General features: G+C 40.5%; 22 protein-coding genes. 2 read left to right on the forward strand and 20 right to left on the reverse strand.

Annotation, left to right across the window (positions count from 1 at the left end; translation table 11 throughout):
• Positions 1–547 precede the first annotated feature (547 nt).
• Positions 548–1,885 (forward strand): NADP-specific glutamate dehydrogenase, encoded by a 1,338-nt coding sequence (locus tag T496_RS0107820; protein WP_027450262.1) that lies wholly within the window; start codon positions 548–550, stop codon positions 1,883–1,885.
• A gap of 169 nt (positions 1,886–2,054) precedes the next feature.
• On the opposite strand, the gene T496_RS0107825 is transcribed toward T496_RS0107820, so the two are convergent.
• From T496_RS0107825 to T496_RS0107845, 5 genes are read right to left on the reverse strand one after another with little or no spacing between them, the layout of a single operon-like run.
• Positions 2,055–2,636 carry an L-threonylcarbamoyladenylate synthase gene (locus T496_RS0107825; protein WP_027450263.1) on the reverse strand — a complete coding sequence of 194 codons (582 nt, stop codon included), beginning with the start codon at positions 2,634–2,636 and terminating at the stop codon, positions 2,055–2,057.
• A gap of 17 nt (positions 2,637–2,653) precedes the next feature.
• Positions 2,654–4,243: a peptide chain release factor 3 gene (locus T496_RS0107830; protein ID WP_027450264.1), complete on the reverse strand. Its 1,590-nt coding sequence runs from the start codon at positions 4,241–4,243 to the stop codon at positions 2,654–2,656.
• Between the two features lie 46 nt (positions 4,244–4,289).
• Complete coding sequence (gene rfbD / locus T496_RS0107835) at positions 4,290–5,138, reverse strand: dTDP-4-dehydrorhamnose reductase (protein ID WP_027450265.1); 849 nt, start codon at positions 5,136–5,138, stop codon at positions 4,290–4,292.
• A 3-nt stretch (positions 5,139–5,141) separates the two neighbouring features.
• Positions 5,142–5,687: a DUF4924 family protein gene (locus T496_RS0107840; RefSeq protein WP_027450266.1), complete on the reverse strand. Its 546-nt coding sequence runs from the start codon at positions 5,685–5,687 to the stop codon at positions 5,142–5,144.
• Positions 5,688–5,699: 12 nt separating this feature from the next.
• Entirely contained in the window at positions 5,700–6,380 is a 681-nt protein-coding gene (locus T496_RS0107845; protein ID WP_027450267.1) for a LysE family translocator, read from the reverse strand.
• A gap of 150 nt (positions 6,381–6,530) precedes the next feature.
• On the opposite strand from T496_RS0107845, the gene T496_RS0107850 reads away from it, so the two are divergent.
• Complete coding sequence (locus T496_RS0107850) at positions 6,531–7,511, forward strand: ROK family protein (RefSeq protein ID WP_027450268.1); 981 nt, start codon at positions 6,531–6,533, stop codon at positions 7,509–7,511.
• A gap of 70 nt (positions 7,512–7,581) precedes the next feature.
• Here T496_RS0107850 and T496_RS0107855 read toward each other — a convergent pair whose 3' ends face one another.
• From T496_RS0107855 to ftsY, 15 genes are read right to left on the reverse strand one after another with little or no spacing between them, the layout of a single operon-like run.
• A complete protein-coding gene (locus T496_RS0107855; RefSeq protein ID WP_027450269.1) occupies positions 7,582–9,504 on the reverse strand; it encodes an NAD(+) synthase in 1,923 nt (640 codons plus the stop codon).
• Positions 9,501–10,562 (reverse strand): DUF2027 domain-containing protein, encoded by a 1,062-nt coding sequence (locus tag T496_RS0107860; RefSeq protein ID WP_027450270.1) that lies wholly within the window; start codon positions 10,560–10,562, stop codon positions 9,501–9,503. The genes T496_RS0107855 and T496_RS0107860 overlap by 4 nt, the downstream gene beginning before the upstream one ends.
• A gap of 12 nt (positions 10,563–10,574) precedes the next feature.
• Positions 10,575–11,795, reverse strand: a complete 1,221-nt coding sequence (locus T496_RS0107865) for an S-adenosylmethionine:tRNA ribosyltransferase-isomerase (protein ID WP_027450271.1) — start codon at positions 11,793–11,795, stop codon at positions 10,575–10,577.
• Between the two features lie 5 nt (positions 11,796–11,800).
• A complete protein-coding gene (locus T496_RS0107870) occupies positions 11,801–12,502 on the reverse strand; it encodes a phosphatase PAP2 family protein (RefSeq protein ID WP_027450272.1) in 702 nt (233 codons plus the stop codon).
• 11 nt (positions 12,503–12,513) lie between these two features.
• Entirely contained in the window at positions 12,514–15,054 is a 2,541-nt protein-coding gene (locus T496_RS0107875) for a BatD family protein (protein WP_027450273.1), read from the reverse strand.
• Between the two features lie 13 nt (positions 15,055–15,067).
• On the reverse strand, positions 15,068–15,790 hold the full coding sequence (locus tag T496_RS0107880; protein WP_027450274.1) for a tetratricopeptide repeat protein: 723 nt from the start codon (positions 15,788–15,790) through the stop codon (positions 15,068–15,070).
• Positions 15,791–15,792: 2 nt separating this feature from the next.
• Positions 15,793–16,806, reverse strand: a complete 1,014-nt coding sequence (locus T496_RS0107885) for a vWA domain-containing protein (protein ID WP_027450275.1) — start codon at positions 16,804–16,806, stop codon at positions 15,793–15,795.
• A 12-nt stretch (positions 16,807–16,818) separates the two neighbouring features.
• The gene (locus T496_RS0107890) at positions 16,819–17,835 is read right to left on the reverse strand and encodes a vWA domain-containing protein (RefSeq protein WP_027450276.1); all 1,017 of its coding nucleotides are present in this window, start codon (positions 17,833–17,835) and stop codon (positions 16,819–16,821) included.
• Between the two features lie 13 nt (positions 17,836–17,848).
• Complete coding sequence (locus tag T496_RS0107895) at positions 17,849–18,910, reverse strand: hypothetical protein (protein WP_027450277.1); 1,062 nt, start codon at positions 18,908–18,910, stop codon at positions 17,849–17,851.
• A complete protein-coding gene (locus T496_RS0107900) occupies positions 18,910–19,779 on the reverse strand; it encodes a DUF58 domain-containing protein (RefSeq protein ID WP_027450278.1) in 870 nt (289 codons plus the stop codon). Before T496_RS0107900 ends, T496_RS0107895 begins: the two co-directional genes overlap by 1 nt.
• Positions 19,779–20,774 carry an AAA family ATPase gene (locus T496_RS0107905; RefSeq protein WP_027450279.1) on the reverse strand — a complete coding sequence of 332 codons (996 nt, stop codon included), beginning with the start codon at positions 20,772–20,774 and terminating at the stop codon, positions 19,779–19,781. Before T496_RS0107905 ends, T496_RS0107900 begins: the two co-directional genes overlap by 1 nt.
• Before the next feature lie 19 nt (positions 20,775–20,793).
• Positions 20,794–22,056 carry an HU family DNA-binding protein gene (locus T496_RS0107910; protein WP_027450280.1) on the reverse strand — a complete coding sequence of 421 codons (1,263 nt, stop codon included), beginning with the start codon at positions 22,054–22,056 and terminating at the stop codon, positions 20,794–20,796.
• Positions 22,056–22,343: an HU family DNA-binding protein gene (locus T496_RS0107915; protein WP_027450281.1), complete on the reverse strand. Its 288-nt coding sequence runs from the start codon at positions 22,341–22,343 to the stop codon at positions 22,056–22,058. The genes T496_RS0107910 and T496_RS0107915 overlap by 1 nt, the downstream gene beginning before the upstream one ends.
• 2 nt (positions 22,344–22,345) lie before the next feature.
• Entirely contained in the window at positions 22,346–23,638 is a 1,293-nt protein-coding gene (gene rimO, locus T496_RS0107920) for a 30S ribosomal protein S12 methylthiotransferase RimO (protein ID WP_027450282.1), read from the reverse strand.
• Positions 23,628–24,587, reverse strand: coding sequence for a signal recognition particle-docking protein FtsY (ftsY, locus tag T496_RS0107925; protein WP_027450283.1), 960 nt, complete (start codon positions 24,585–24,587; stop codon positions 23,628–23,630). Before ftsY ends, rimO begins: the two co-directional genes overlap by 11 nt.
• Positions 24,588–24,719 lie beyond the last annotated feature (132 nt).

A 24,719-nucleotide genomic window follows, 5' to 3' on the forward strand; every position in this document is an offset into this window, starting at 1 on the left:
AAAAGCGTTACTATTGACTTGCAATAGCGTTAGTTTTGACTTGCAATAGCGTTAGTTTTGACTTGCAAAAGCGGTACTTTTGGTCTCCATCTAGACTCTAGATCACATCATTCTAGCCCCTAGATCGTCCGGTTCTAGACTCTAGATTGAATCATTCTAGACTCTAGAATCATCATTTCTAGCCCCTGGATTAAATTCAATCTACAAACAATTGTTTTATCAAAGTATCAGTATAAAGCTATTAAAGTTGTCGAATGAACGTTTAATAGCATTCTTTCACCAATACAACAACTACGATTTACAATTTGTAAAGCAACTCATAAAAAAATGATGCTATTTGTCATTTTGAAGTCTGTCATTCTAGCTTAAAATACCCTTTTGGCTTGATATGAATCAAGAACTGACGTTTATAAGTATCAAAAAGTACATTAATCCATAAAATAATTGATAAAATGTTTGCGTTTTCATATTTTTGCTATAACTTTGCAACCGCAAACGCAAAAAAAATAAACTTTAGTTCAAAAATTAATTAAAAAGGTAAAAGATTATGAATGCAGCACAAGTTGTAGAGAATCTTAAACTTAGATTCCCCAACGAGCCTGAATACATTCAGGCCGTGAGTCAAGTTCTTCCTACGATCGAAGAAGAGTACAACAAGCACCCTGAATTTGAGAAGTACAATCTGATTGAGCGTCTTTGCATTCCCGATCGCGTGATTGAGTTCCGCGTAACATGGGTTGACGACAAGGGCAACGTTCAGACAAATATGGGTTATCGCATTCAGCACAATAACGCCATTGGTCCTTACAAAGGCGGTATCCGTTATCACAAGTCTGTAAACCTGGGTATTCTGAAGTTCTTGGCTTTCGAGCAGACCTTCAAGAACTCACTGACAACACTTCCTATGGGTGGTGCTAAGGGTGGTTCAGACTTCTCTCCCCGCGGTAAGAGCGACGCAGAAGTAATGCGTTTCTGCCAGGCCTTCATGAACGAGCTCTATCGCCACATTGGTCCCGATGAGGACGTACCTGCTGGTGACATCGGCGTAGGTGGTCGTGAGGTTGGCTATATGTTCGGTCAGTACAAGAAGCTCACACACCAGTTCCAGGGTGTGCTCACAGGTAAGGGCATCCAGTTCGGTGGTTCACTGATTCGTCCTGAGGCTACTGGTTACGGTACTGTTTACTTCCTCACATCTATGCTGGCAACTCGCGGCATCGACCTGAAGGGTAAGAAGGTTCTGATTTCTGGTGCTGGTAACGTAGCTCAGTATGCTGCTGAAAAGTGTCTGCAGTTGGGCGCTATCCCCATGACTATGTCTGACTCAGATGGTTACATCTACGATCCAGACGGTATCGATCGCGCTAAGCTCGACTTCATCATGGAGCTGAAGAACGTAGAGCGTGGACGTATTAAGGAATATGTTGAGGAGTATCCTACAGCTAAGTACTACGAGGGCAAGCGTCCTTGGTACGAGAAGGCTGATATCGCTCTGCCTTGCGCTACTCAGAATGAGATCAATGGCGACGAAGCTGCTGCACTCGTAAAGAACGGTGTTATCGCTGTAGCTGAGGGTGCAAACATGCCTTCACTGCCCGAGGCCATCAAGATCTTCCAGGATGCTAAGATCCTGTACGCTCCTGGTAAGGCTTCAAACGCTGGTGGTGTATCAGTATCTGGTCTTGAAATGTCTCAGAACTCTGAGCGTCTGAGCTGGACTGCTAAGGAAGTTGATGACTACCTGAAGCGCATCATGAACGACATTCACGAGAACTGCGTGAAGTATGGTACACAGGCTGATGGCTACATCAACTACGTGAAGGGTGCAAACGTTGCCGGCTTCATGAAGGTAGCTAAGGCTATGATGGCTCAGGGTATCGTATAATCCAAGAAATACCATTTCAACACATAAACTGAATTCATAAAGAGGAAGGCCACCTGTAGATTCATCTATTAGGTGGCCTTTTTTAATTTTCTAGACAATTTGTGATAACAAAGAAGCCACTCAGCTGAATAATTAGCTGAGTGGCTTTAACTTGGTAAGAAATATAAACTTACTTTCTAATGATCTTCACTCCCCCATCCTGCTCTAGTTTAATGATACTAGATGGCTGATGTGGTTTGTGCTCTTGTCTGCGTGTCCAGCATACATAATCAACTTGTTCGATGATTCGTGGGTCGATGTCGCAGTAATTCTGGGCAGCTGGTTCACCACTGATATTTGCAGAGGTTGACACAAGTGCTTTCTGGAAACGGAAACAAAGCTCCTTTGAAAAAGCTTCTTGAGTGATGCGAATACCAATAGAACCATCTTCGGCAATCAGATTCTCTGCCAAATTAATGGCGCCATCGAGAATCAGCGTAGTTGGTTTTGCTTCTGCATCATTCAAACTGTCAATCAGCTGCCAGGCCACATCGGGCACATTTCTAACATAACGTTGAAGTCTTGCATCTGAGTCCACCAAGCAAATCAAAGCTTTTGAGTCGTCGCGCTGTTTAATCTGATAAACGCGTTTAACTGCATCTGCGTTAGTTGCATCACAACCAATACCCCAAACCGTGTCAGTAGGATAAAGAATCACCCCACCCTTTCTCAGTATTTCTACTGCATTTTTGATGTCTTGTTGCTGTGTCATACAAATATTATTTGCAATTAAAACTCACTTGTGAAATGGAATTGGATATGTTCAAAATCCTGTTGAGCCATCTGAAGGACATAGCCAGAGTCTGCTAAGAACACATCACGTCCCTGCTTGTCTTTGGCCATATATTGATATTTACGCTTCTTGAAATTCTCCAACTCCTGTTCGTCGTCACTAGAGATCCAACATGCCTTATACAGATGAACTGGTTCCCATCGACATTTGGCATTGTATTCATTCTCCAAGCGATATTGAATTACCTCAAACTGAAGCTGACCTACAGTGCCGATAATCTTTCTGCCGTTGAACTGGTTTACGAACAACTGAGCCACACCTTCATCCATCAGCTGGTCAATACCCTTTTGCAGCTGCTTAGACTTCATGGGATCGTCGTTTTCGATGTATTTAAAGAGTTCTGGTGAGAAAGAAGGCAATCCACGGAAATGAAGCTGTTCGCCAGCAGTTAGCGTATCGCCAATTTTAAACACGCCACCAGAATCAGGCAAACCAACAATATCTCCGGGCCATGCCTCGTCGATAGTAGATTTACGCTGAGCCATAAATTGCGTAGGAGATGTGAAACGCATCGTTTTACCCTGGCGCACGTGTAGATATGGCACATTGCGTTGGAACATACCGCTGCAAACCTTGCAGAAGGCGATACATGAACGGTGATTGGGATCAATGTTGGCAGTAATCTTGAATATGAAACCGGTAAACTTCTGCTCATCGGGTTGCACTTCGCGCTCCTCTGCCTTTGTGGGTCGGGGTGACGGTGCAATCTCAACGAAGCAATTCAAAAGCTCCTGAACGCCAAAGTTGTTCAGTGCAGAGCCGAAGAAAACGGGTGCCACCTCTGCAGAACGATATGACTCAACATCGAACTCTGGATAAACACCATCTACGAGCTCCAAGTCCTCACGCAGTTTCTCTGCATCGCTACTTCCAACTCTCTTATCCAGTTCTTCGCTATCAATATTTACTTCAACCTTCTCTGTGACACGCTGTTTATCAGGTGTAAAGAGATCAAGCTTTTTCTCGTAAATATTATAGACGCCCTTGAATTTTGCACCTTGGTTGATAGGCCAACTTAAAGGACGAACTTTGATTTCCAGCTCTTGCTCTAGTTCATCGAGCAGATCAAAAGGATCACGGCCTTCACGGTCCATCTTGTTGATGAAGATAATAACAGGTGTCTTGCGCATACGACAAACTGTCATCAGTTTGCGTGTCTGAGTCTCAACACCCTTAGCTCCGTCAACAACGATAATAGCAGAGTCAACGGCTGTCAGTGTGCGGAACGTATCTTCAGCGAAGTCTTGGTGACCTGGTGTGTCGAGGATATTTACCTTGTATTCAATATCTTTTCCTTCAGGGGTATAGTCAAACTCCATCACAGAGGTACTAACCGAAATACCACGCTGCTTTTCTATCTCCATCCAGTCACTGGTGGCCGTCTTCTTAATCTTATTGCTTTTAACAGCACCGGCTACCTGAATCTGTCCACCGAAAAGCAGGAACTTCTCAGTCAATGTGGTCTTACCTGCATCTGGGTGCGATATAATCGCAAATGTTCTTCTTCTTTCTATTTCTTCGCGCATTGCTTACTTTTATTTGGATTTCAAGCGAACTTGCCTAAAACTCTATTTATAATTTTTCTATACACTCTCTTAACGACTCCTCCCAATAGGGTATTTCTATCTGATAAGTCTCTTTTATCTTGGATTTGTCCAAAACACTATAGTGTGGTCTGGCTGCGGGTGTAGGATATTCCACAGTATGTAATGGGCGCACATGACAGTCTTTCACTCCTGCGATACGATGGATCGCTTTTGCAAAGTCATACCAAGAGATGACACCCTCGTTACTAAAATGATAGACGCCAGGAACAATTCCTTTATCAATGACTGTCATAATGGCTAAAGCTAAGTCACGAGCATAAGTTGGTGTTCCTATTTGATCAAAGATCACGCCTAGCTCATCACGTTCCTGCCCTAAACGAATCATGGTCTTCACAAAGTTGTTGCCAAACGTAGAATACAACCAAGCTGTACGGATAATCACTGACCTTTTGCAAGATTCACGTACAGCAATTTCTCCTTCTAATTTAGTACGACCATAAACGCTATTGGGGCATACGGGAGCGGTTTCTACATAGGGCACATGACTCGTGCCGTCGAACACGTAATCTGTACTGATTTGAATCATCCATCCGCCACGCTGTTCTACAGCTTTAGCTAAGTATCCTGGAGCGCTGCTGTTCAACAGTGTACATAGCTCCGTGTTGCTTTCTGCTTTATCCACTGCAGTATAAGCAGCGCAGTTGACAATGCCGTCAATCTCATGGATATTAACGAATGCCGCAATAGCTTCTTGATTCGTGATGTCCAATTCATTAACGTCAGTATTAAAGAATGTATGCAGAGGATACTTACCCTCCAACAGCTGCATCTCGTTACCTAATTGACCATTACAGCCCGTGATAAGAATATTCATGACCTACTCAAACTTTAATCCTTCTTCTTTATCTTTTTTATAATAGTCAGACAGCATCCCAATAAAAGTCGATACCTCTTTTACGGCATGCGATGTGCTAGTCGAAACCTCTTTTTTCTGCAAACGGAGCATCATAACACCATACAACAGATTCAAACAGGTCTCGATTTCACCCTCTTCCTTATTGGCACCATGATTGCGCAATTCAACAATAAAAGGTAAAACCTTATAATAGGCAGTGTTGTAAAAGGGGAACTTGGGCGATGCTAAAAGCTGTGCATGCAGTTCTGACAACAACTGAAGTGTTACTTTGTTGATCTGCAAATGACCTTGCGCCCGACAACCTTCCTCGTTCATCATCTTTATAAGATTGCCGAACCAATCAGCTTCGTCATCTTTTTGTTCTTCTGTATAATCAAAACAATCGATATATTCGCGACGAATACGAGAAAGCGAACAATCAAAAGCTCGAATAGTATCCTCTACCTGCCACATATAAAGCAGGTATTCCGCAATATTATTTTTACGTAATTCCTGTGCAATAAACATAATAAGAAATAACTAAAAAATATGATAAAGATGCAAACTTGTAAGCGTTGAGAGTAAAATAATAACACTACCGACAATCACTAACATGCCGATAATCTGATTAATCAGCTTGATACCATTCTGGTCGAACTTGGTTCTGATCTTATCAACTAACCACGACAGCGACCACCACCATAGCAAAGCACCGCCTATAATGCTAAGGAAACCAACAACCATATCAATAGGAAGATCTGGCTGAAGTCCAAATGCAAACTGGGCATAGAGTGCCATAAACAGAAAGATAATAAGAGGATTGCTTAAAGTCACCAGAAAAGCCGTTATAGCATTATGTGCCAATGTACCTTTCTTCTGACCAGGCTTTCGTATGTTTTTTGTAGGATCCGTGCGATAGGTAAAAATACCAAATAAAAGAAGCATCACACTTCCTGCTATCTGAAGATAGAAACGTGTGGTATCGTTGCTAACAAAATCTACCACATATCCCATACCCAAACCGGTAATTCCCGCATAAATCATATCACTTACAGAAGCGCCAACTCCTGTAACAAAACCATACCATCGGCCCTTGTTCAGTGTGCGCTGAACACAGAGTACTCCAACAGGCCCCATAGGTGCAGAAGCGATAATACCTATGAGCATTCCCTTAAATACAATATCTAGTATGTTTGGTATCGTGTTAACAACAAACGGCATAATGTTTGCAAAGGTACTAATTTTAATTAGAAATGAAGAATCCGCTAATAATAATTTTTGTTTCACTTATAAAAAATGTTAAGTAAGCAAATTATTCCAAATAATTAAGTTATCTTTGCAGTTGATTTTACTCACACTAAATGTACAATAATGGAGACTCAATCAACTATTAAGCCATACGTTATAGGCTTGGACTTAGGAGGCACAAACTCAGTATTTGGAATTGTTGATGCCCGCGGCGATATTAAAGCCACAACTGCTATAAAGACCGGAGGATTTACCTCTGCTGAAGATTATGTAGCAGCTTCTGTAGAAGCATTACAACCCATCATCGAGCAAGTTGGAGGTATTGATACCATTAAAGCTATGGGTATTGGTGCTCCTAATGGTAACTACTATAATGGAACAATCGAATTCGCTCCCAACTTACCTTGGGCACATGATGGCATCGTTCCCTTGGCAAAAATGTTCAGTGACAAGCTGAATGGTATTCCTGTAGCACTTACAAACGATGCCAATGCAGCAGCTATTGGCGAGATGGTTTATGGCGTTGCTCGCGGCATGAAGAACTTTATCGTTATCACTCTTGGTACTGGCGTTGGTTCTGGTATCGTGGTAAATGGCCAGTTGCTCTATGGTCACGATGGATTTGCCGGTGAGCTTGGTCACGTCATCATGCGTCGTGAAAATGGTCGTAGCTGCGGATGTGGTCGTACTGGCTGTCTTGAAGCTTATTGCTCAGCAACAGGTGTTGCACGTACAGCTCGCGAAATATTGTCAACTACTGAACGTCCTTCCCTACTCCGCGATATCAATCCTGCAGACATCACTTCACTCGATGTTTCTATTGCAGCCGAAAAGGGTGATGAGTTGGCAAACGAGATTTATGAGTTTACCGGAAACATGCTCGGAGAGGCTTGCGCAGACTTTGCTGCATTCTCATCTCCTGAAGCATTTATCTTCTTTGGCGGTATGACCAAAGCTGGCGAACTTATTATGAAACCTATCCGTGAGTCATACGACAAACACGTATTAAAGATCTTCAAGGGAAAAGCCAAGTTCTTGGTTAGCGGTCTTGATGGTTCTTCTGCAGCTGTACTTGGAGCATCTGCAGTGGGATGGGAAGTGTAAGATTAAAAAAGAATTAATATAAAAATCCCCTGTTATCTAATGATTGACGGATAACAGGGGATTTCGTTTATTAGAGTTCGTCGCATTCTTTCAGCCAAAGAGCACTCGAAGCATCGCTTGGCATGCGCCAGTCACCTCGTGGAGAGAGGCTTACGCTTCCCACCTTCGGACCATCTGGCAGGCATGAGCGTTTGAACTGTTGATTAAAGAAACGACGACAGAAGGTCTTTAACCAATGCTTAATCGTGTCGTCGTCATACTTGTCGCCGAAGGCATGCTGTGCCAACAAGAATATCTTTGAAGGACGGAAACCTACGCGCAGATGATAATACAAGAAGAAATCATGCAGTTCGTAGGGACCGACAAGATCTTCGGTTTTCTGAGCGATATTTCCATCAGCATCCGCTGGTGTCAACTCTGGCGAGATGGGGGTTTCTATCACATCTATCAAGGTTTCTCTTTCCTGAAGGAATGCTGGCTGGTTGGCAATATACTTGATGAGGTACTGTACCAATGTCTTAGGAACACCAGCGTTCACACCATACATAGACATATGATCACCATTATAGGTACACCACCCTAAAGCTAATTCTGAAAGGTCGCCTGTACCGATAACCATACCACCTACTTGATTAGCCACATCCATCAGTATTTGTGTGCGTTCGCGAGCCTGAGAATTCTCGTATGTTACATCATGATTCTCTACCTGATGGCCTATGTCTTCAAAATGCTGGAGAACAGACTTTGAAATATTGATTTCGCGAATCGTTATACCAAGTGACTGCATCAGTTTGACGGCATTCTCATGAGTACGGTCTGTGGTGCCAAATCCAGGCATCGTAATACCTGTGATACCACGACGAGACAATCCCAACTTGTCAAAGGCGCGAATGGTAATAAGCAATGCTAATGTTGAATCAAGACCACCACTAATACCAATAACGACATTCTCACAACGCGTGTGATGAAGACGCTTGCATAAGCCCATCGTCTGAATATTAAGAATCTCTTCACAAGCATCAATCATATCTTCATCCTTGGGAATGAAAGGATAAGGATTAATTGTTCTGATGAGTTCAAACTCACGATGTTCTACCAGTTTGGTATTAATCACACGAGCTACAGCTCCAACCTGGGCCGAACGGAATGTTGTGTTGTTTTGGCGTTCAAGACGAAGTCTGTCTATATCTATTTGCTGAATACGCAGCTGAGGGTCGATAGAGAAGCGATCAGCTTCAGCGAGCAAGATGCCATTTTCATAGATAAGTGCATTTCCGCCATAAACGACATCCTGTGTTGATTCGCCAAAACCACAACTGCTATACACGTAGCCACACATCATGCGTGCACTCTGCTGAGCAAGAAGCGAGCAGAGATACTTATGCTTTCCATTTAATTCATCTGTGGCAGAGAGATTTAAGATAATATCTGCTCCAGCCAAGGCTAGATTATTGCTTGGTGGCAATGGAGCCCAGACGTCCTCACAAATCTCAATGCCAAAGCAAGCACCATCGCAAGTACGGAAGACGATAGGCTCGTTTGATATGTGAATAGGACTACCAGCCAGATAAATGTCCTGTGGAATCAAATCGGCAGCAGAAGCGAACCACCTTTTCTCGTAAAACTCATTATAATTTGGCAGGTGCGTTTTGGGAATGACACCAAGGATGCTACCTTGCTGGATGACAACTGCACAATTGTACAATAAGGCGCCAACACGAACAGGAAGTCCCACAACAGAGATGATGTTCAACTTGCGAGTAAAGTCAAGAAGAACTAGCAGGGATTCTTCTGCCTTGTCGAGAAGGAGTTGCTGGCTGAATAGGTCCTGACAAGTATATCCCGTGATGCTTAGTTCTGGGAACACAATAAGTTCTACGCCCTTTCCTTCAGCCTGAACAATAAGACTCTCAATCTGCTGGACATTAAATTCCACATCAGCCACACGAATACTTGGTATTGCTGCGGCTACTTTCATTAATCCGTATTTCATTTGATTGTCACTTGTGTGGCACCATAACCGTATTCGCGGAAAGATGCATCTTGGTAAATATAATGTTTATACTTATACTGTAGCTCATTGATGATAGCTTTACGCAACACGCCCTCACCTTTTCCATGAATAAAGATAATCTTTGTTCCCTTTTTCTTTTCATAGGTTTTAAGTGTCTTGCGCAAGACATCCAATTGGTAGTTAAGGATGTCTGTGGCATTCATGCCATTCGTTGTTTCCAGAAGAGCATCTGCGTGCAGATCAACAACAATGGGGTCGCCTTCTTTATATTCCTTTTTGATTTCTGGGCGTGCCTGGGGGGTATTATCGCCTTTCTGATACATATTCGCCTTCAGCTGTTGAGCGTCGATGACCAAAGGTCGTACAGGCTTGTCGTCCTTGATAATGGTATATACCAATGCTGGCTGCTCAAAGAATGCATTATTCTGAAAGGTATGTAGCTTATAGAACTTGACAGCATCTATGCGAAACTGAACATCTACAGAGGGTTTCAGCAAATAATGCTTGGTCGTTTTATAAGGCAGAATTTGTATGGCCACACGCTCTAAATCATTAAGATCCTCACGGCCAAACTCCTCTAAAAAGAGTTTCGTATTTGGTTCTACCTCTTCGGTGACTCTTAACTTCCAACTATTTCCTTCTGCCGTAGCATAGGTGAAACGCATATAATAATTGGAGTCGTTGACAAAATAGGCCTCAAAGCGCGTATTGGTCAACTCCTTGATATCGATAGGCACAAAAGCCAAATATGCAGAGAGCGCTTCCCCACCCTTTCTCTCTTCTGGTTGAGCTTTAAAGGTGATTGGTTTGTCAGCTGGTTCTACTTCTTTTTCTACGGAATTATTGGTCTGCTGTTTCATCTCTATGACATGACTCGTGTCATAGTTTTCCTCGCCAATGACCACCACTTCACTCATTTGCATTGGTACCTGAAAACCATCCTCGTCTTCAACCAATACAATATTCTTACCCTGGAAGCCTGCGACCTTTCCGCCGCCAATTTCGCTCAGGAATCTTACTTTATCTCCTATCTTCATTTTCAAGTACAATTAAGGTATCAACAAAGAACTATCGCCATAGCTCAAGAAGCGGAAATCGTGAGCTAATGCATAATCATATATTTTGTGCCAGTCGCCATTAACAAACGCACTTACGAGTAAGAGTAAGGTGGATTGTGGTTGATGGAAATTGGTTACCAGCATCTTAACAATTTTATATTTGTAACCAGGAGCTATAATAATCTGTGTGCTGCTATGAAGTGCAGGCAAATGATTATTATCAAGCCAATCAATCAGAGCCTGGATAGACTGCTGAACTGTAGCTAACGCAGCATCATCGCTTTCATATGGTTCCCATTGGTAAACATGAAGTTCTGCTTCTGAGATCTGAGGGTTCTTAAGAACCTTTAATCCCATATAATAGAGACTTTCAAGCGTGCGCACACTGGTTGTGCCAACAGCAATGGCACAACAATCATGTTTCAGCAGTTTCTCCAATGTCTGTCGACGCACGCAGATATATTCTGTATGCATCTCATGATCGCTAATTTCCTCGCTTTTCACGGGTTTAAAGGTACCTGCTCCAACGTGAAGAGTGAGTTCTTCGCGATCGATACCATGATTATCTAAAGAACTGAGAACACTGGGAGTAAAATGAAGACCGGCTGTAGGTGCAGCAACACTACCTTTGATCTTAGAATAGACCGTCTGATAGGTGGTCTTATCACTCTCTTGGGTTTCTCTGTTCAAATAAGGCGGAATGGGTAGTTCACCCATTGACTCTAGAATCTCAGCAAAAGAGATGTGATCATTATCCCAGGAAAAATCTATCCAATGACTAGTGCCATGAATTTCCCCACGCGTAGCAGTGAAGTTCAACGTTTCATCATTAATGGTCAACTGTCGTGTTAAAGTACCTTCTTTCCATTTCTTTAAATTACCTACAAGACATAGCCAAGAACAACTACCTTTGGTTTGAAACATCTGCTCATAATCTGCCGGTTTGGCAGGTTCTAAGAGGAAAACCTCGATAAGCGCCCCCGTTTCTTTACGGAAATGAAGTCTTGCTTGGATTACTTTTGTATTGTTGAAGACCATCAATGCGCCTTGTGGCAGATATTTGGAAAGATTGAAGAAACGATCTTCGCTAACAATCCCTTTATTATAAACCAGCAGTTTTGAGTCATCGCGTTTAGCTAAAGGGAATTTTGCAATTCGCTCATCTGGCAAGGGATAATTATAATCACTGATATGAATATGTTTTGTTTCCATTTTCTTTAAATATATAAATAGCAACAAGCTCTAAGAATTGAATACAATATGGTTAGCATAAAAACAGTGAGAACGATATCGACATCCGACTTCTGATAGCCTGTTTTTGTATAATGAGAGGATATATAACTATTTGAAGAATATAGTTGCTTCTTAACACGGAAATAAATAAAGCCGATGCTTAAACCGACGATGCCACCCCAACATAAACCGCAAAGGATATCGCCAGGAAAATGAACACCTAAATACAGACGTGTCCAACAATTAATGAATGACCATGTAAATAAAGTGATGGATAGAATTCGACTTTTAATCAGTAATGCAAAGAATACCGCAATACTGAACGTATTGGCAGCATGCGAAGAGAAAAAACCATATTTCCCTCCTCTATAGCCATTTACCACATCAACATATTGACCAATAACATCGTCATGAGTGGGGCGCCATCTCATAACAAATGGCTTCATAAACACGTCATTTAAGGTTCCTGCCAGAAAAACACATAGACCAGCACCTCCTAATATTAATAATATTTTTTGGATGCTGTCATTATTCTTTAATACAATATAGAATAGCGACAAGTATAGAGGAATCCAAGTTCCAGCGGTGGTCAGTGTTTTTGCTAATCCATCAATGAACAAAGATTCACTACCATTAACTGATAATAGTAGTTGTCTGTCTATATCTATAAGTGTATTTATATCCATGATTGCAATAATTAAATGATTTCCATCTTATCAGCCTCAATCCATCCTATTTTGCCATCAGAGAGGCGTATCTCTTTCCATTCATTCATTGTGTCGTCGGTAATACTTACTTTTGTTCCTTCATGCAACAAAAATATGTCTTTTCCCCCTTGAGATGGCGCACTTTTAATAGGTACGGCAGAAACTGTTATGATAGCTTGATCGTGTATTGACATCTTATATTGCTGTTGCCAAGCACAGATGATAGCAACAACAAACAAAAGGAAAGCCGAAAGACCTCCGAAAAAGCCAACCTTTCTAATCCACAGAGGGTTAGAAAACAGATACAGTAACAATAACAATATAGCGAGAGCCAAACTGGCAAGTGAAAGGTATGCCCAACCATTGGCACTCATTAGATTAATGACTGCATGATACCATGTGACGAAGAACAGTTCACTCTCTGGTGCAATCTTATCAACGGTCTTACTACGAGCCATCTGAAGATTGTGTTTAATATCGGCATCGGCTGGCGATAATCTCAAGGCACGCTCATAAGAAATAATTGCCTGTGTAATCTCGTCTGTTCTGTAATAAGAGTTACCCAAGTTATAATACAACTCAGCACTAACTCCTGTTTCCAGAATCTGCTTATATTGTTTTATTGCTAATTGATAATTACCACTTACATACGAGCTGTCTGCTTCAGCTTTGCTAACTGCATGACTGCTAATGGGCGCAAATACAAATATAAGAAGTAACACCAAATACTTTTCAATATGTTCTATTGCAGTCATTGCTGAATTATATACTTTTGTCATGTTTACTTTTGAATCACCAGGGGCGTATCTTTCAAACTCACACTCGTCTATTGCTTCAACAAATTGATCAATAGTTTGTTGGTTTACTTGTCGTTCATTTAAACGCTCACTGATATTGTCTCTTGAAAGTTTCTCTACTGAGATATTCAATTTGTCGCCAACATAACCCCACAAAGCTCTTAGCACTTCATCGAAGAACTGATCAGGAAGATTATTCTTCATGAGTTTAGCTGCTTTCTTTAAGCGTTTGGCTGCAATTTTATTGGCTTTCTTTCCGCGCATCCTTACAACATCGGCATTCTCTATAGCGCGTTTCCTAAAGATAACAAACAGCGCAATAAAGATAATCAATAACACACCTATTGATATCCAATAATCCATAGATGCAAAAAATGACTGATCCTTTTGTTGAAGAATAACATCACCAACTTTGATGTGATGAATATCGCTATCTAATAATTGCAATTCTTCTTGATTAGCAAAATTCTCAATTTCATTATCATTGCCATCACCTTTTTCTACCATGAGATGAAATGGCTCCGTAGTGAGAGTCTTATATTGGCGCGTTTTAGTATCGAAATAGGTAAACTCTACTGCAGGTATATCGTATTGACCTTGATGACGTGGTACGGCTAAATACTCATAAGTAACGTCTCCCTCTAGCCCATTTGCTGTCAAATGCGTTTTTTCTGTTAGCTTAGGATCGTATGTATCAAAGTCCTTAGGAAACTGAATTTCCGGTTGCTTAATAAGTTTCAGATTTCCGACACCACTAATTACGACTTTGATTGTTAGCGGGTCGTTAGCCTTAAGTCGTGTTTTGTCAATTTCGGATTTAATAGAAAAATTACCCACTCCACCTGAGAAGTCACTGGGTTTGTTGGGAAGAGGATCGACATGAATAGATATGCCGGGGGCCTTTATCTGTTTCTTGACTTCCACATAGCCAGAACCTCCGTTAAAGAAGGCTTCAAAAGGATCAACATTTCTATTCTCTTGTACAACGATACCATTGAACGTAATGCTGGGAACTTCAAGTTTACCCGTTATCTGCGGGAACATGACATATTGGCTCCATGTGACTGTCTTGTAGTTTCTTCCATTATATTGCTCAATCTTAAAGCTCTTTTCCTGTGGCAAGGGAATTTCCTGCGTATGAAAGCCTTTCAGGTCTGGCATTTTTCCCTCTAGTTGTGAAAGACGCACCAATGTATATACTTTATAAGTAAGCAATATGGGTTCCTGCTCTACAACATGTTGTTTTGATGCTGTAACTTTAATAAACAAGTCTGCTCCGGATATATTAGAACCTGAAGCACGTGTTTCTCCTTGCTGTCCTCTGCTCTGGTTAGAGTTTGACGAAGAACCAACAACCTGAATCTTGACAATGTTTGACTTTACATGCTTACCGCCAATACTAATGGTAGCAGGCGGAATCGTAAAAGTACCATTCTTTTCTGCACTAAGAATATATGTATATGTAATGGTAGAAGAATGCGATGTCTTACCATTAACCATGCTGAAACTACTCTGACTTGAGGTACTTGGCCCCATCAAAACCTCAAAAGCATCTGGTATTTGACCAATACGGAATCCAGACACATCTTGAGTTGTGGCTGTATAAGTAAGCCTGAATTGCTGGCCTTTTTCCACCTGTTGAGGCGCATTTGCAGTCAGTTGCTGTGCTGCTGCTGTTGTGTGAAGCAACAGCAACATCAATATTGCGTGTAGAAGTCTATTTTTTAATATCATAATGCAATTAACATTACCAGTTCTTTTCAATACGTCTCCTTTGAGGTTGTTTCTGGGCATCCTTCATCCTTTCTTGAGTTTTCTTCTCTTGTTGCAATGCAGCTTTCAGAAGTTGCTCTGCATTTTCCTTGCTCATTGGAGGTTCTTGATTTTGTTGCTTATTTTGTTCGTTTTGCTTATTCTGCTCTTGCTTTTGCTGTTCCTGCTTTTGTTTATCTTGTTGCTCTTTATCTTTATTCTGGCCGTTATCTTGGTTTTGCTGAGGCTGATTTTTAAGCTGACGCTGACACAACACTAAATTATAACGTGTCTCATCATCATTTGGATTAATTCTTAAAGCATTCTTATAGAATTCAATCGCTTTCTGAAAATCCTTTTGCCCTTGGTAAATAACGCCAATGTTATGATAACCCATAGACTTGCGCATGGGGTTTTGTTCTGCTTCAATAGCCTTCTGAAAAATAGCGACCATAGAGTCGCCAAGTTCCTTAGGCGTAGATTTCCATTCCATAGGAAACATGGATGTCGCAAGATTGTATTTTGCACGAGCCAAGTTTTTGTCAGCATCAACAGCCTTCATATATATGATTTGTGCATCCTTTCTTTTTCCTGCATGAAATTGCTTGTTTCCACGTCGGATATATTTCCTAGCTTGTATATTTTCCTGCTCTTGAGCGAATGCGGAAGTGCAGGAAATAATGAAAACGCCTATGAAAAGAATAAATTTATTCATCATTATCATTTGAAGATTTTAATCTTATTCAGTAAATGATTCTTTCGTTCTAATACGATTACCTCCAATAGAAGAAGTATAAGGGCAATTACGCCAAACGTCTGGAACTGTTCCGAATAATTACTGTAAACAGACGAGTCGCTCTTCTCAAGTTTATCAAGTTCATTATCCAGGACCTGTTGCGCATTTGAGGTGTTGTCAACATGTATATAGACGCCACCACCTGCCTGAGCAATCTCTTTACACATATCCTCGTTGAGTCTTGAAATAACCGTCTCACCAGTACGATCAATCATATACCCACCGGTTTCCTTATCAGGAATAGGTGCACCTTTTGATGTTCCAATACCCAACATATAGATATTCATGCCTTTGTCCTTAGCATCTTTAGCAGCTTCAAGTGCCCCTCCTTCATGGTCTTCACCATCAGTTATCACAATGATTGCCTTTCCTACGTGTTCTTGCTGGGTAAAACTATGAGATGCTATATTAATAGCACTGGCAATATCTGTGCCTTGATTAATAATCATGGAAGGCTCAATACTATTCAGAAACATCTTGGCTGATACATAGTCACTAGTGATAGGCAACTGTACAAAAGCATCACCCGCAAAGACAATCAATCCGATTTTATCGTCGCTGAAGTTTTCTACTAGTCCTTCAACCAGCATCTTCGCTCTATCCAAACGACTGGGAGTGACGTCTTGAGCTAACATCGAGTTACTAATATCAATCGCAATCATAGTTTCAATGCCAGAACGTTTCTCCTCACTTATCTGACTGGCCTCTTGAGGACGGGCTAACATCAGAACCATAAAGATCAAAGCAAATTCTAGTAACAGAAACTTTATAATACCACGCCATTTTGAAACATCTGGCATCAGCTGTTTTAAAAGGATGGGATCGCCAAACTTCCGAAGGTTATACTTTCTTTTGAAGAATTGAGCAATATAAATAAGTGCCAATATAATCACTATTGACAAAAGCCATAAATATTCCGGATTTTCAAATCTAAACATCTTTCTTTTCTTTTATGGAATACGACGAAATACTGTCACCCTCATCAAAACCTCTATCAAAAGGATGATCAAAGCAATGAAGGCATATCTTTGATAGTCTTCATAGAATCTGCTAAATTTCTGGACTTCCAATTTCGATTTCTCCAATTTGTCAATCTCATGATATATATCTCGCAATTCTTCAGCATTTGTAGCTCTATAGAACTTTCCATTTGTAGTGGAGGCTATGTCGCTTAGCGTCTTTGTATCTATTTCGACTGGCACCTGGATATACTGAACGTCATTGCCAACCGTCAGCGGATATGGAGCTGTTCCATTAGTACCCACACCGATGGTATAGATTCTAACACCTAAACTGTTTGCAATCTCTGCAGCTGTCATTGGCGATATGTCACCTCGGTTATTTGTACCATCCGTCAAAAGGATAACTACACGACTTTTGGCTTGAGAGTCTTTAAGTCTGCTGACAGCATTGGCAATACCCATACCTATTGCTGTTCCATCCTCTATCAATCCTCTTGCGGCTATGTCTGTACGAACATTCTGCAATAGAGATAATAACGAAGCATGGTCTGTTGTCATTGGACATTGAGTAAATGCTTCTCCCGCAAAAATAGTTAAACCTATATTATCATTTGGGCGGTCTGCCACAAACTCTGCAGCAACTACTTTAGCTGCTTCAAGTCGATTGCGAGCATGATGGGCACGATCTTTTATATCTTCTGCCAACATAGACGTGGAAACATCCATTGCCATCATAATATCAATGCCCTCGATATTCTCCTTGGTTTTTGAGTCATGTGTTTGAGGTCTTGCAAGAGCTATGACTAGAAAAGTAAATGCAAGAACACGAAGAATTGGCAATACAGGTATGAGAAGCACTCGCCAACTACGTGGCGCCTGACTAAACGGGAAAGTGTTTGCAAGGCGAATCGTTGGCTCGTTTTTCTTTCTGTATAAAAGATACCAGATTATATATGGTATTATGAGAAAGAGTAGAAATAAATATTCTTTATTAGCAAACTCCATTTATATGTTACTTTTAAATAAGTTCATAAACACAATATAGAACATAGCCAAATAACAACAGCAAGAGAGTACACAAAACAGAAATAGTTATCTGTAAGGCCAACCTACTGTTCTTTGAACGTATTTCTTCGGTTGTCAATTGTTCTTTTATGGTCGATTGAGACTCTGGGATTTCAACCTTAGTCTGATTGATAAAATCAACCGCATTGACAAGATTGGCATCGTTCTCATTAATGAGCGTCGAATACTTCGCAAACTTGACAAGATCCGCCGTATTAAATAATTGTTTTAACTCTTCGAGTGATTTAGGATCATCTGTAGACATAAGTCTTTCAATAATCTCTTGGCTTGTCATCTCCATGGCATTAAAACCATAACGTTCCTCAATGTACTTACGAAGTGTATCAGTAAGCTTTGTATAGTAATCCTTAGGATCCTCTGCCATAACCATCTTATCAGCCTTGATCTCCTCTATAACCATCATTGCTTTCTGATGAGGAAGTACCCTTTTGACGATTTTAATCTTTGCAATAATAGGTTTATTATCCCTTAAACGCAAATAGAGATAATAAGTTATAGAAAAAAGAATGATGATAATGAAACTGAGCCAGAAAGGGGCACTCCATTCTCCACTCCACATAAAAGGATTGTCCTGAACGCTCTTTGGACCATAGTATTTCTCATAATTGGTCGTATCAACATCAACTGTTAACACCTTAAGAGCTAACTTGTTAGTTTTATACTCCTTACCATCAACTTTAACAACAAAAGGCGGCAAATAATAAAGTGTATCTTCAAAAGAAGTCAATACATATGAACGAGAATGACGCACGCGACCATCTTCAATAGTTTCCGGCTCTTTTTCTATAGCCCCAAGAAATTCAATGCCAGCAGGTATTAATCCCTCCTTGGGAAACTCAACGTGAGAACCTTGAGGTGTTGTGGCACAAATATTAAGTTCTACCTGCTGACCTACAAGCATTTCTACAGAGCTAAGATTAGATTCAACCTTAACCTGTGAATAAACTTGTATAAACAACAAGAAGAGAAAAATACTATTTATAAATCTTTTCATTAACCTCTTTGTTTAAACAGTACCATTAGAGATTTCACAAAGTCTTCGTCGGTTGCAATGCTGACATTATCAACATTGCTTCTAACAAACATATCCTTTAACTCAGATTGCTGCTTCAACCAATATTGGTGATACATCTTTCTGAGCCTTTTACTCGATGTGTCCACATATTGTTCGTGACCCGTCTCTGCATCAACGACTTTCATTAATCCAATATTTGGCAATTCGCTAGCACGTTTGTCGTATATCTGTATAGCTACTACATCATGTTTACGATTTGCAATGACAAGTTGTTGCAGAAAACTATTCCGTACGTAGAAGTCGCTCAGAATAAAAGCAGTACAACGACGTTTCGAAACACTTGTTAAGAACTCAACAGCTTTTCCGACATCCGTTTTTTTACTATCTGCCTTAAAATCGAGCATTTCTCGAATAATATATAATATATGCTTGCGACCATTCTTGGGGGGGATGTATTTCTCAATCTTATCAGAGAAGAAAATCACTCCTATCTTATCATTATTCTGTATTGCAGAAAACGCAAGTGTTGCAGCTATTTCGGTAGCTAGGTCTCGCTTCATCATACGTTGAGTACCGAATTCAAGGGAGCCACTAACATCTATAAGTAACATGACGGTCAATTCGCGCTCTTCTTCAAACACCTTGACGTAAGGCTTATTAAAACGAGCTGTAACGTTCCAGTCGATATCTCTTACATCATCACCGTATTGATATTCGCGAACTTCAGAAAAGGCCATACCACGACCTTTGAAGGCCGAATGGTATTGGCCCGCAAAAATATTTGAACTAAGACCTCGAGCCTTAATTTCAATCTTTCTGACTTTCTTTATGATTTCTGATGTTTCCATCAGGGTACTTCAACTTTATTTATGATTTTACTAACAATTTCCTCGCTTGTCACATTTGACGCTTCAGCTTCATACGTTAATCCGATACGATGACGCAATACATCATGGGCAACTGCTCTAACATCTTCAGGTACTACATAACCGCGACGTTTGATAAACGCATATGCACGAGCAGCCTTTGCCAAATTGATACTTGCACGTGGAGAGCCACCAAAAGAAATGAGATCTTTGAGTTCCTTAAGCCCATAGCGTTCTGGGAATCTTGTGGCAAAAACAATATCTGCGATATACTGTTCAATCTTCTCGTCAATATAGACTTCTCGTACAATTTCACGAGCTTTCAAAATCTCTGCTGCAGTAGTTACTGGTGTCACCTTGGGAAGTGAGCCACCAATATTTTCGCGAATAATTTTCTTCTCTTCTTCAAGAGTTGGATAGTCTATAACCACTTTGAGCATAAAACGGTCAACCTGAGCTTCTGGAAGTGGATACGTTCCTTCTTGTTCTATTGGGTTTTGTGTTGCCATCACAAGGAAAGGACTAGGCATATCGAAAGTTTCGCTACCGATAGTTACTTGCTTCTCCTGCATAGCCTCCAATAACGCACTTTGAACTTTGGCTGGAGCACGATTTATCTCATCTGCTAATACGAAGTTAGCAAAGATAGGTCCCTTTTTAGTTTGAAAGCGTTCGTCTTTTTGAGAATATATCATTGTACCAGTCACATCTGCAGGCAAAAGATCCGGAGTAAACTGAATGCGACTATAGTCTGCATCAATCAGTTGTGAAAGCGTTTTGATCGCCAATGTTTTTGCCAAACCAGGTACACCTTCAAGCAGAATGTTGCCGTCACTCAACAATCCAATAAGCAGAGAATCGACGAGATGTTTCTGTCCTACAATCACTTGGTCCATGCCTGCTACCAAATTGGTAACAAAGCTGCTTTGTTGTTCAATCCGCATGTTGAGTTCGCGGATATCGATATTTTCCGTCATAATATTTCTTTATTTTATATTATTTCTTTAATCTCTTTTTAACTACAAGCTTCGGAATAAGAATATCTTGTCCTTCCTCCAAAACTGTAGTAGCTTTCATGCCATTATATACTTCCATATAGCACTCCATACCTTCTCCTAAAATAGATCTAGATATGCGACCCAGCGTTTGTCCTTTACGTGCTTTTACAACTTGGTCTGTACCAACGATATAGTAAGCACCGGTTCTTACTCTGGAATCCATATCTTCATATTTCTTGTAGAAACTAATAGTGTCATTGATGTCTTTTTCGGCCTTGACAGTATCCGTGAGAACAACATGATCTTTTACCATTGTCGTTGTATCTTCAGTATGGGTATCTTCAGGCTCTACTAACATTTCCACTGAAGGCTTTTCTTCTTTAGAAGGTATTGCACCAATAAATTGTCCGATGAAATAGCCTGCCACTAATGAGAATACAGCAACACCGACAATTAAGAATAAAAACAAGTATGTGTTTCCGTTTTTCTTTTCTACATTATGCTCTTTAACTTCACTAAGCAATTTCACTTGAGAAGATACGGAATCAACAGTTTTGGACACTGCATCAGAAGACCTCACTTGAGATACTTGCTGATTTACATCTGGCTGCATCTCCTTTTGAGATTCTTCTTCATTAGCTAAAATATCCTGTTTAGTATGCAAGTCAGCTTCGTTATTTTCTTCAACCTCAACTTTTCCAACAGTTACATCTTGTGCGTCGGCTTTAGAATTTAACGGAGACTCCTCTGCAGATTCCTCTATAGTCTTTGATAATTTATCTTCCTCTGACTCTGGCTCTATTGCTGCTTCATTAACAATTTCTGGTTCTATTTGAGATTCTGTCACCATTTGTTCAGGTTCTTCATTCTCTATAGTACCAATCTCAGTGCCTGTTAGGTCATCCGTTTCTTCTTCTACAGTAACATCTTCAAAATTTACGCCATCGTTAAGAATCACCGTTTCGAATTGAGAGAATGGACGGTTCACCAGTTCTTTCATGGCAGTATCAGGGGTAAACGTCAACTTATCGTGCCCGTCAATAACTACTCGATTACCAGTGTTAACATCAACACTCTCACGGGATTCGACACCAATAATCTTGAAAGTGCCTAATCCTTTAATCTTTACAAGTTTATCAGTATCAATCCCCTCTTGAATGATTTCAACAAGAGTTTCGATAAACTTTTTAGCTTCTTGCTTGCTGATATCGTGCTTCTCTGCCAATACAGCAGCATGATTAAGTATGTTGACTTTTTCCATTATTGCTTCTCTCCTTTCTTAATTTTATCTTTTAATGAAGAGATAGGCTTAAAACCAAGAACCAATTTAGGAGGCACGAGCATACGCTGACCTGTCGCAGGGTTAGTAATTACACGCTCCATCTTCTTTTTCACTTCAAAGGAACCCAGACTGGTTATTTGTATAGCATCACCTTCTATGAAGGTATCTCCCATAGCGCCAATCAGGGTGTTCATCATATTTTGCGCCTTAGATACTTTGTATCCAGTACGCTTAGCTAAACTGGCTATAAACTCTTTGTTATTCATAACTATTCTACAATTTCTCCGTATAGGTCAAATTCATCAGCATCAGTGATATGCACGTTATACATTTCTCCTATTTTCAGATCGTACGTATTCGAAATTAACACTTCCGGATCAACCTCTGGCGAACAGTATTCAGTACGCCCAATATAGTAGTCACCTTCCGTTCGATCAATCACAACAGGCATTGTTGTACTTACTTTAGAAGATTCTATCTCGGCACTGATATTCTGCTGGATACGCATCAGTTTATCCAGTCTCTGCTGTTTTACTTCTTCTGGAACATCATCTTCATAATGTTCTGCAGAATACGTACCATCTTCTTCTGAATAAGCAAAGGCGCCCATACGCTCAAATCGTGCCCATTTTACAAAATCAACCAATTCTTTAAAATCTTCATCTGTTTCACCAGGGAAGCCGACCATAAGCGTCGTACGAATATGAATACCTGGTACTTCTTTTCGAAGTCGTTTGATTAATTCTATGGTTTCTGCCTTTGTCGTGTTTCTGCGCATTCTACTCAACATATGATCAGAGATATGTTGAAGAGCAATATCCAGATAACGACAAACATTGGGCTTTTCGTTCATAACCTTCAACAGTTCCCAAGGAAAATGTGTGGGGTAAGCATAATGAAGGCGAATCCAACGTACACCTTCAATATCAGCCATCTGTTCTATAAGCTGGGCTATGCGTTGCTCGCCATAGATATCAACGCCATAATAAGTCAGTTCTTGGGCAATGACCTGAAATTCAGTGGTTCCACCTTTTACCAAAGTCCTTACCTCGTCCAAGATTTCCTCAATAGGCCTGCTTTTGTGATGTCCTGTAATCAAAGGAATTGCACAGTATGCACAATGACGGTCACATCCTTCACTAATTTTGATGTATGCATAGTGACGTGGAGTTGTTAGTTTTCGTTCGCCGGTGCAATATTTACTGCCATTAAGATCTGTCAATAGCTGACGATAGTTAAACTTGCCATACCATCCGTCAACCTCGGGAATCTCGCTTTCTAAATCAGCAAGATATCGCTCCGAAAGACATCCCATTACAAAGATTTTCTTTATTCTCCCCTCTTCCTTTGCCTTTACCAATTCAAGTATAGTGTTGACACTTTCTTCTTTTGCATCGGCTATAAACCCACAGGTATTGACAACGACAACATCACTTTGTGGATTGTCGCTATCATGAGTAACATCATAACCATTTGCTTCGAAAAGTCCCATCAAGACTTCCGAGTCAACAAGGTTTTTAGAACAACCGAGAGAAATAAAATCTATCGTTTTACGCTTCATTCTTAAACAATGAGTCTACAAAATCTTTTCTGTCAAATAACTGTAAATCTTCCATACCTTCGCCAAGACCGATGTACTTTACGGGCACCTTAAGTTGATCGCTAATACCGATAACAACACCACCCTTAGCAGTTCCATCAAGTTTTGTAATGGCTAACGAAGTAATCTGTGTAACAGCAGCAAATTGTTTGGCTTGTTCAAAAGCATTCTGACCGGTTGAACCATCCAATACCAACATCACCTCGTCAGGAGCAGTTGGTATTACTTTCTTCATAACATCTTTGATCTTTTTGAGTTCATTCATCAGACCGACTTTGTTATGCAAACGTCCTGCAGTGTCGATAATGACAACATCTGCATTGTTAGCCTTTGCGCTCTGCAAAGTATCAAAAGCAACACTAGCAGGGTCACTGCCCATTTGCTGCTTAACAACGGGTACGCCAACACGTTCTCCCCAAATACAAATCTGCTCAACAGCAGCTGCACGGAATGTATCTGCCGCTCCTAAATAAACCTTCTTTCCAGCCTGTTTGAATTGCCAAGCCAACTTACCAATGGTAGTAGTTTTGCCTACGCCATTAACGCCTACTACCAAAATCACGTATGGACGATGATCTGTTGGTAAATCCCAATTGCTATTATCTTCAGTATTATTCTCTGCAAGAAGAGCTGCTATCTCTTCACGGAGTATATTATTGAGTTCACTCGTAGAAACATATTTATCACGAGCAACACGTTCTTCTATTCTCTCAATGATCTTCAACGTTGTGTCTACACCAACATCGCTAGTAATAAGAACTTCCTCAAGATTATCCAGAACATCATCATCGACTTTTGACTTACCTGCAATAGCACGCGTTAATTTATCAAAAACCGATGTCTTTGTCTTTTCTAACCCTTTGTCTAATGTTTCCTGCTTGTTTCTACTAAAGAATCCAAATAATCCCATACAATTGTATTTACGTAAATTTTAAATGCAAAAGTACAAAAAAGAAAAGATATGCGCAAGAGTTATAACAAAACTTTGTTCTCTTTTCACATATCTTTACTATATACTTTCGTACATAGAAGGTAAAAACCA

Source organism: Xylanibacter brevis P6B11 (genome assembly GCF_000621825.1).
GTDB classification, from domain to species: domain Bacteria; phylum Bacteroidota; class Bacteroidia; order Bacteroidales; family Bacteroidaceae; genus Prevotella; species Prevotella brevis.

Bases quoted from the DNA above. Each gene is read 5' to 3' on its own strand.
- T496_RS0107880 (WP_027450274.1), bottom strand. From the start codon at position 15,790: ATGATGAATAAATTTATTCTTTTCATAGGCGTTTTCATTATTTCCTGC.
- T496_RS0107905 (WP_027450279.1), bottom strand. From the start codon at position 20,774: ATGACGGAAAATATCGATATCCGCGAACTCAACATGCGGATTGAACAA.
- T496_RS0107915 (WP_027450281.1), bottom strand. From the start codon at position 22,343: ATGAATAACAAAGAGTTTATAGCCAGTTTAGCTAAGCGTACTGGATAC.
- rfbD (WP_027450265.1), bottom strand. From the start codon at position 5,138: ATGAATATTCTTATCACGGGCTGTAATGGTCAATTAGGTAACGAGATG.
- T496_RS0107910 (WP_027450280.1), bottom strand. From the start codon at position 22,056: ATGGAAAAAGTCAACATACTTAATCATGCTGCTGTATTGGCAGAGAAG.
- T496_RS0107830 (WP_027450264.1), bottom strand. From the start codon at position 4,243: ATGCGCGAAGAAATAGAAAGAAGAAGAACATTTGCGATTATATCGCAC.
- T496_RS0107820 (WP_027450262.1), top strand. From the start codon at position 548: ATGAATGCAGCACAAGTTGTAGAGAATCTTAAACTTAGATTCCCCAAC.
- T496_RS0107850 (WP_027450268.1), top strand. From the start codon at position 6,531: ATGGAGACTCAATCAACTATTAAGCCATACGTTATAGGCTTGGACTTA.
- T496_RS0107855 (WP_027450269.1), bottom strand. From the start codon at position 9,504: ATGAAATACGGATTAATGAAAGTAGCCGCAGCAATACCAAGTATTCGT.
- T496_RS0107885 (WP_027450275.1), bottom strand. From the start codon at position 16,806: ATGTTTAGATTTGAAAATCCGGAATATTTATGGCTTTTGTCAATAGTG.
- T496_RS0107900 (WP_027450278.1), bottom strand. From the start codon at position 19,779: ATGGAAACATCAGAAATCATAAAGAAAGTCAGAAAGATTGAAATTAAG.
- T496_RS0107890 (WP_027450276.1), bottom strand. From the start codon at position 17,835: ATGGAGTTTGCTAATAAAGAATATTTATTTCTACTCTTTCTCATAATA.
- T496_RS0107845 (WP_027450267.1), bottom strand. From the start codon at position 6,380: ATGCCGTTTGTTGTTAACACGATACCAAACATACTAGATATTGTATTT.
- T496_RS0107860 (WP_027450270.1), bottom strand. From the start codon at position 10,562: ATGAAGATAGGAGATAAAGTAAGATTCCTGAGCGAAATTGGCGGCGGA.
- T496_RS0107825 (WP_027450263.1), bottom strand. From the start codon at position 2,636: ATGACACAGCAACAAGACATCAAAAATGCAGTAGAAATACTGAGAAAG.
- T496_RS0107895 (WP_027450277.1), bottom strand. From the start codon at position 18,910: ATGAAAAGATTTATAAATAGTATTTTTCTCTTCTTGTTGTTTATACAA.
- ftsY (WP_027450283.1), bottom strand. From the start codon at position 24,587: ATGGGATTATTTGGATTCTTTAGTAGAAACAAGCAGGAAACATTAGAC.
- T496_RS0107870 (WP_027450272.1), bottom strand. From the start codon at position 12,502: ATGGATATAAATACACTTATAGATATAGACAGACAACTACTATTATCA.
- T496_RS0107865 (WP_027450271.1), bottom strand. From the start codon at position 11,795: ATGGAAACAAAACATATTCATATCAGTGATTATAATTATCCCTTGCCA.
- T496_RS0107840 (WP_027450266.1), bottom strand. From the start codon at position 5,687: ATGTTTATTGCACAGGAATTACGTAAAAATAATATTGCGGAATACCTG.
- rimO (WP_027450282.1), bottom strand. From the start codon at position 23,638: ATGAAGCGTAAAACGATAGATTTTATTTCTCTCGGTTGTTCTAAAAAC.
- T496_RS0107875 (WP_027450273.1), bottom strand. From the start codon at position 15,054: ATGATATTAAAAAATAGACTTCTACACGCAATATTGATGTTGCTGTTG.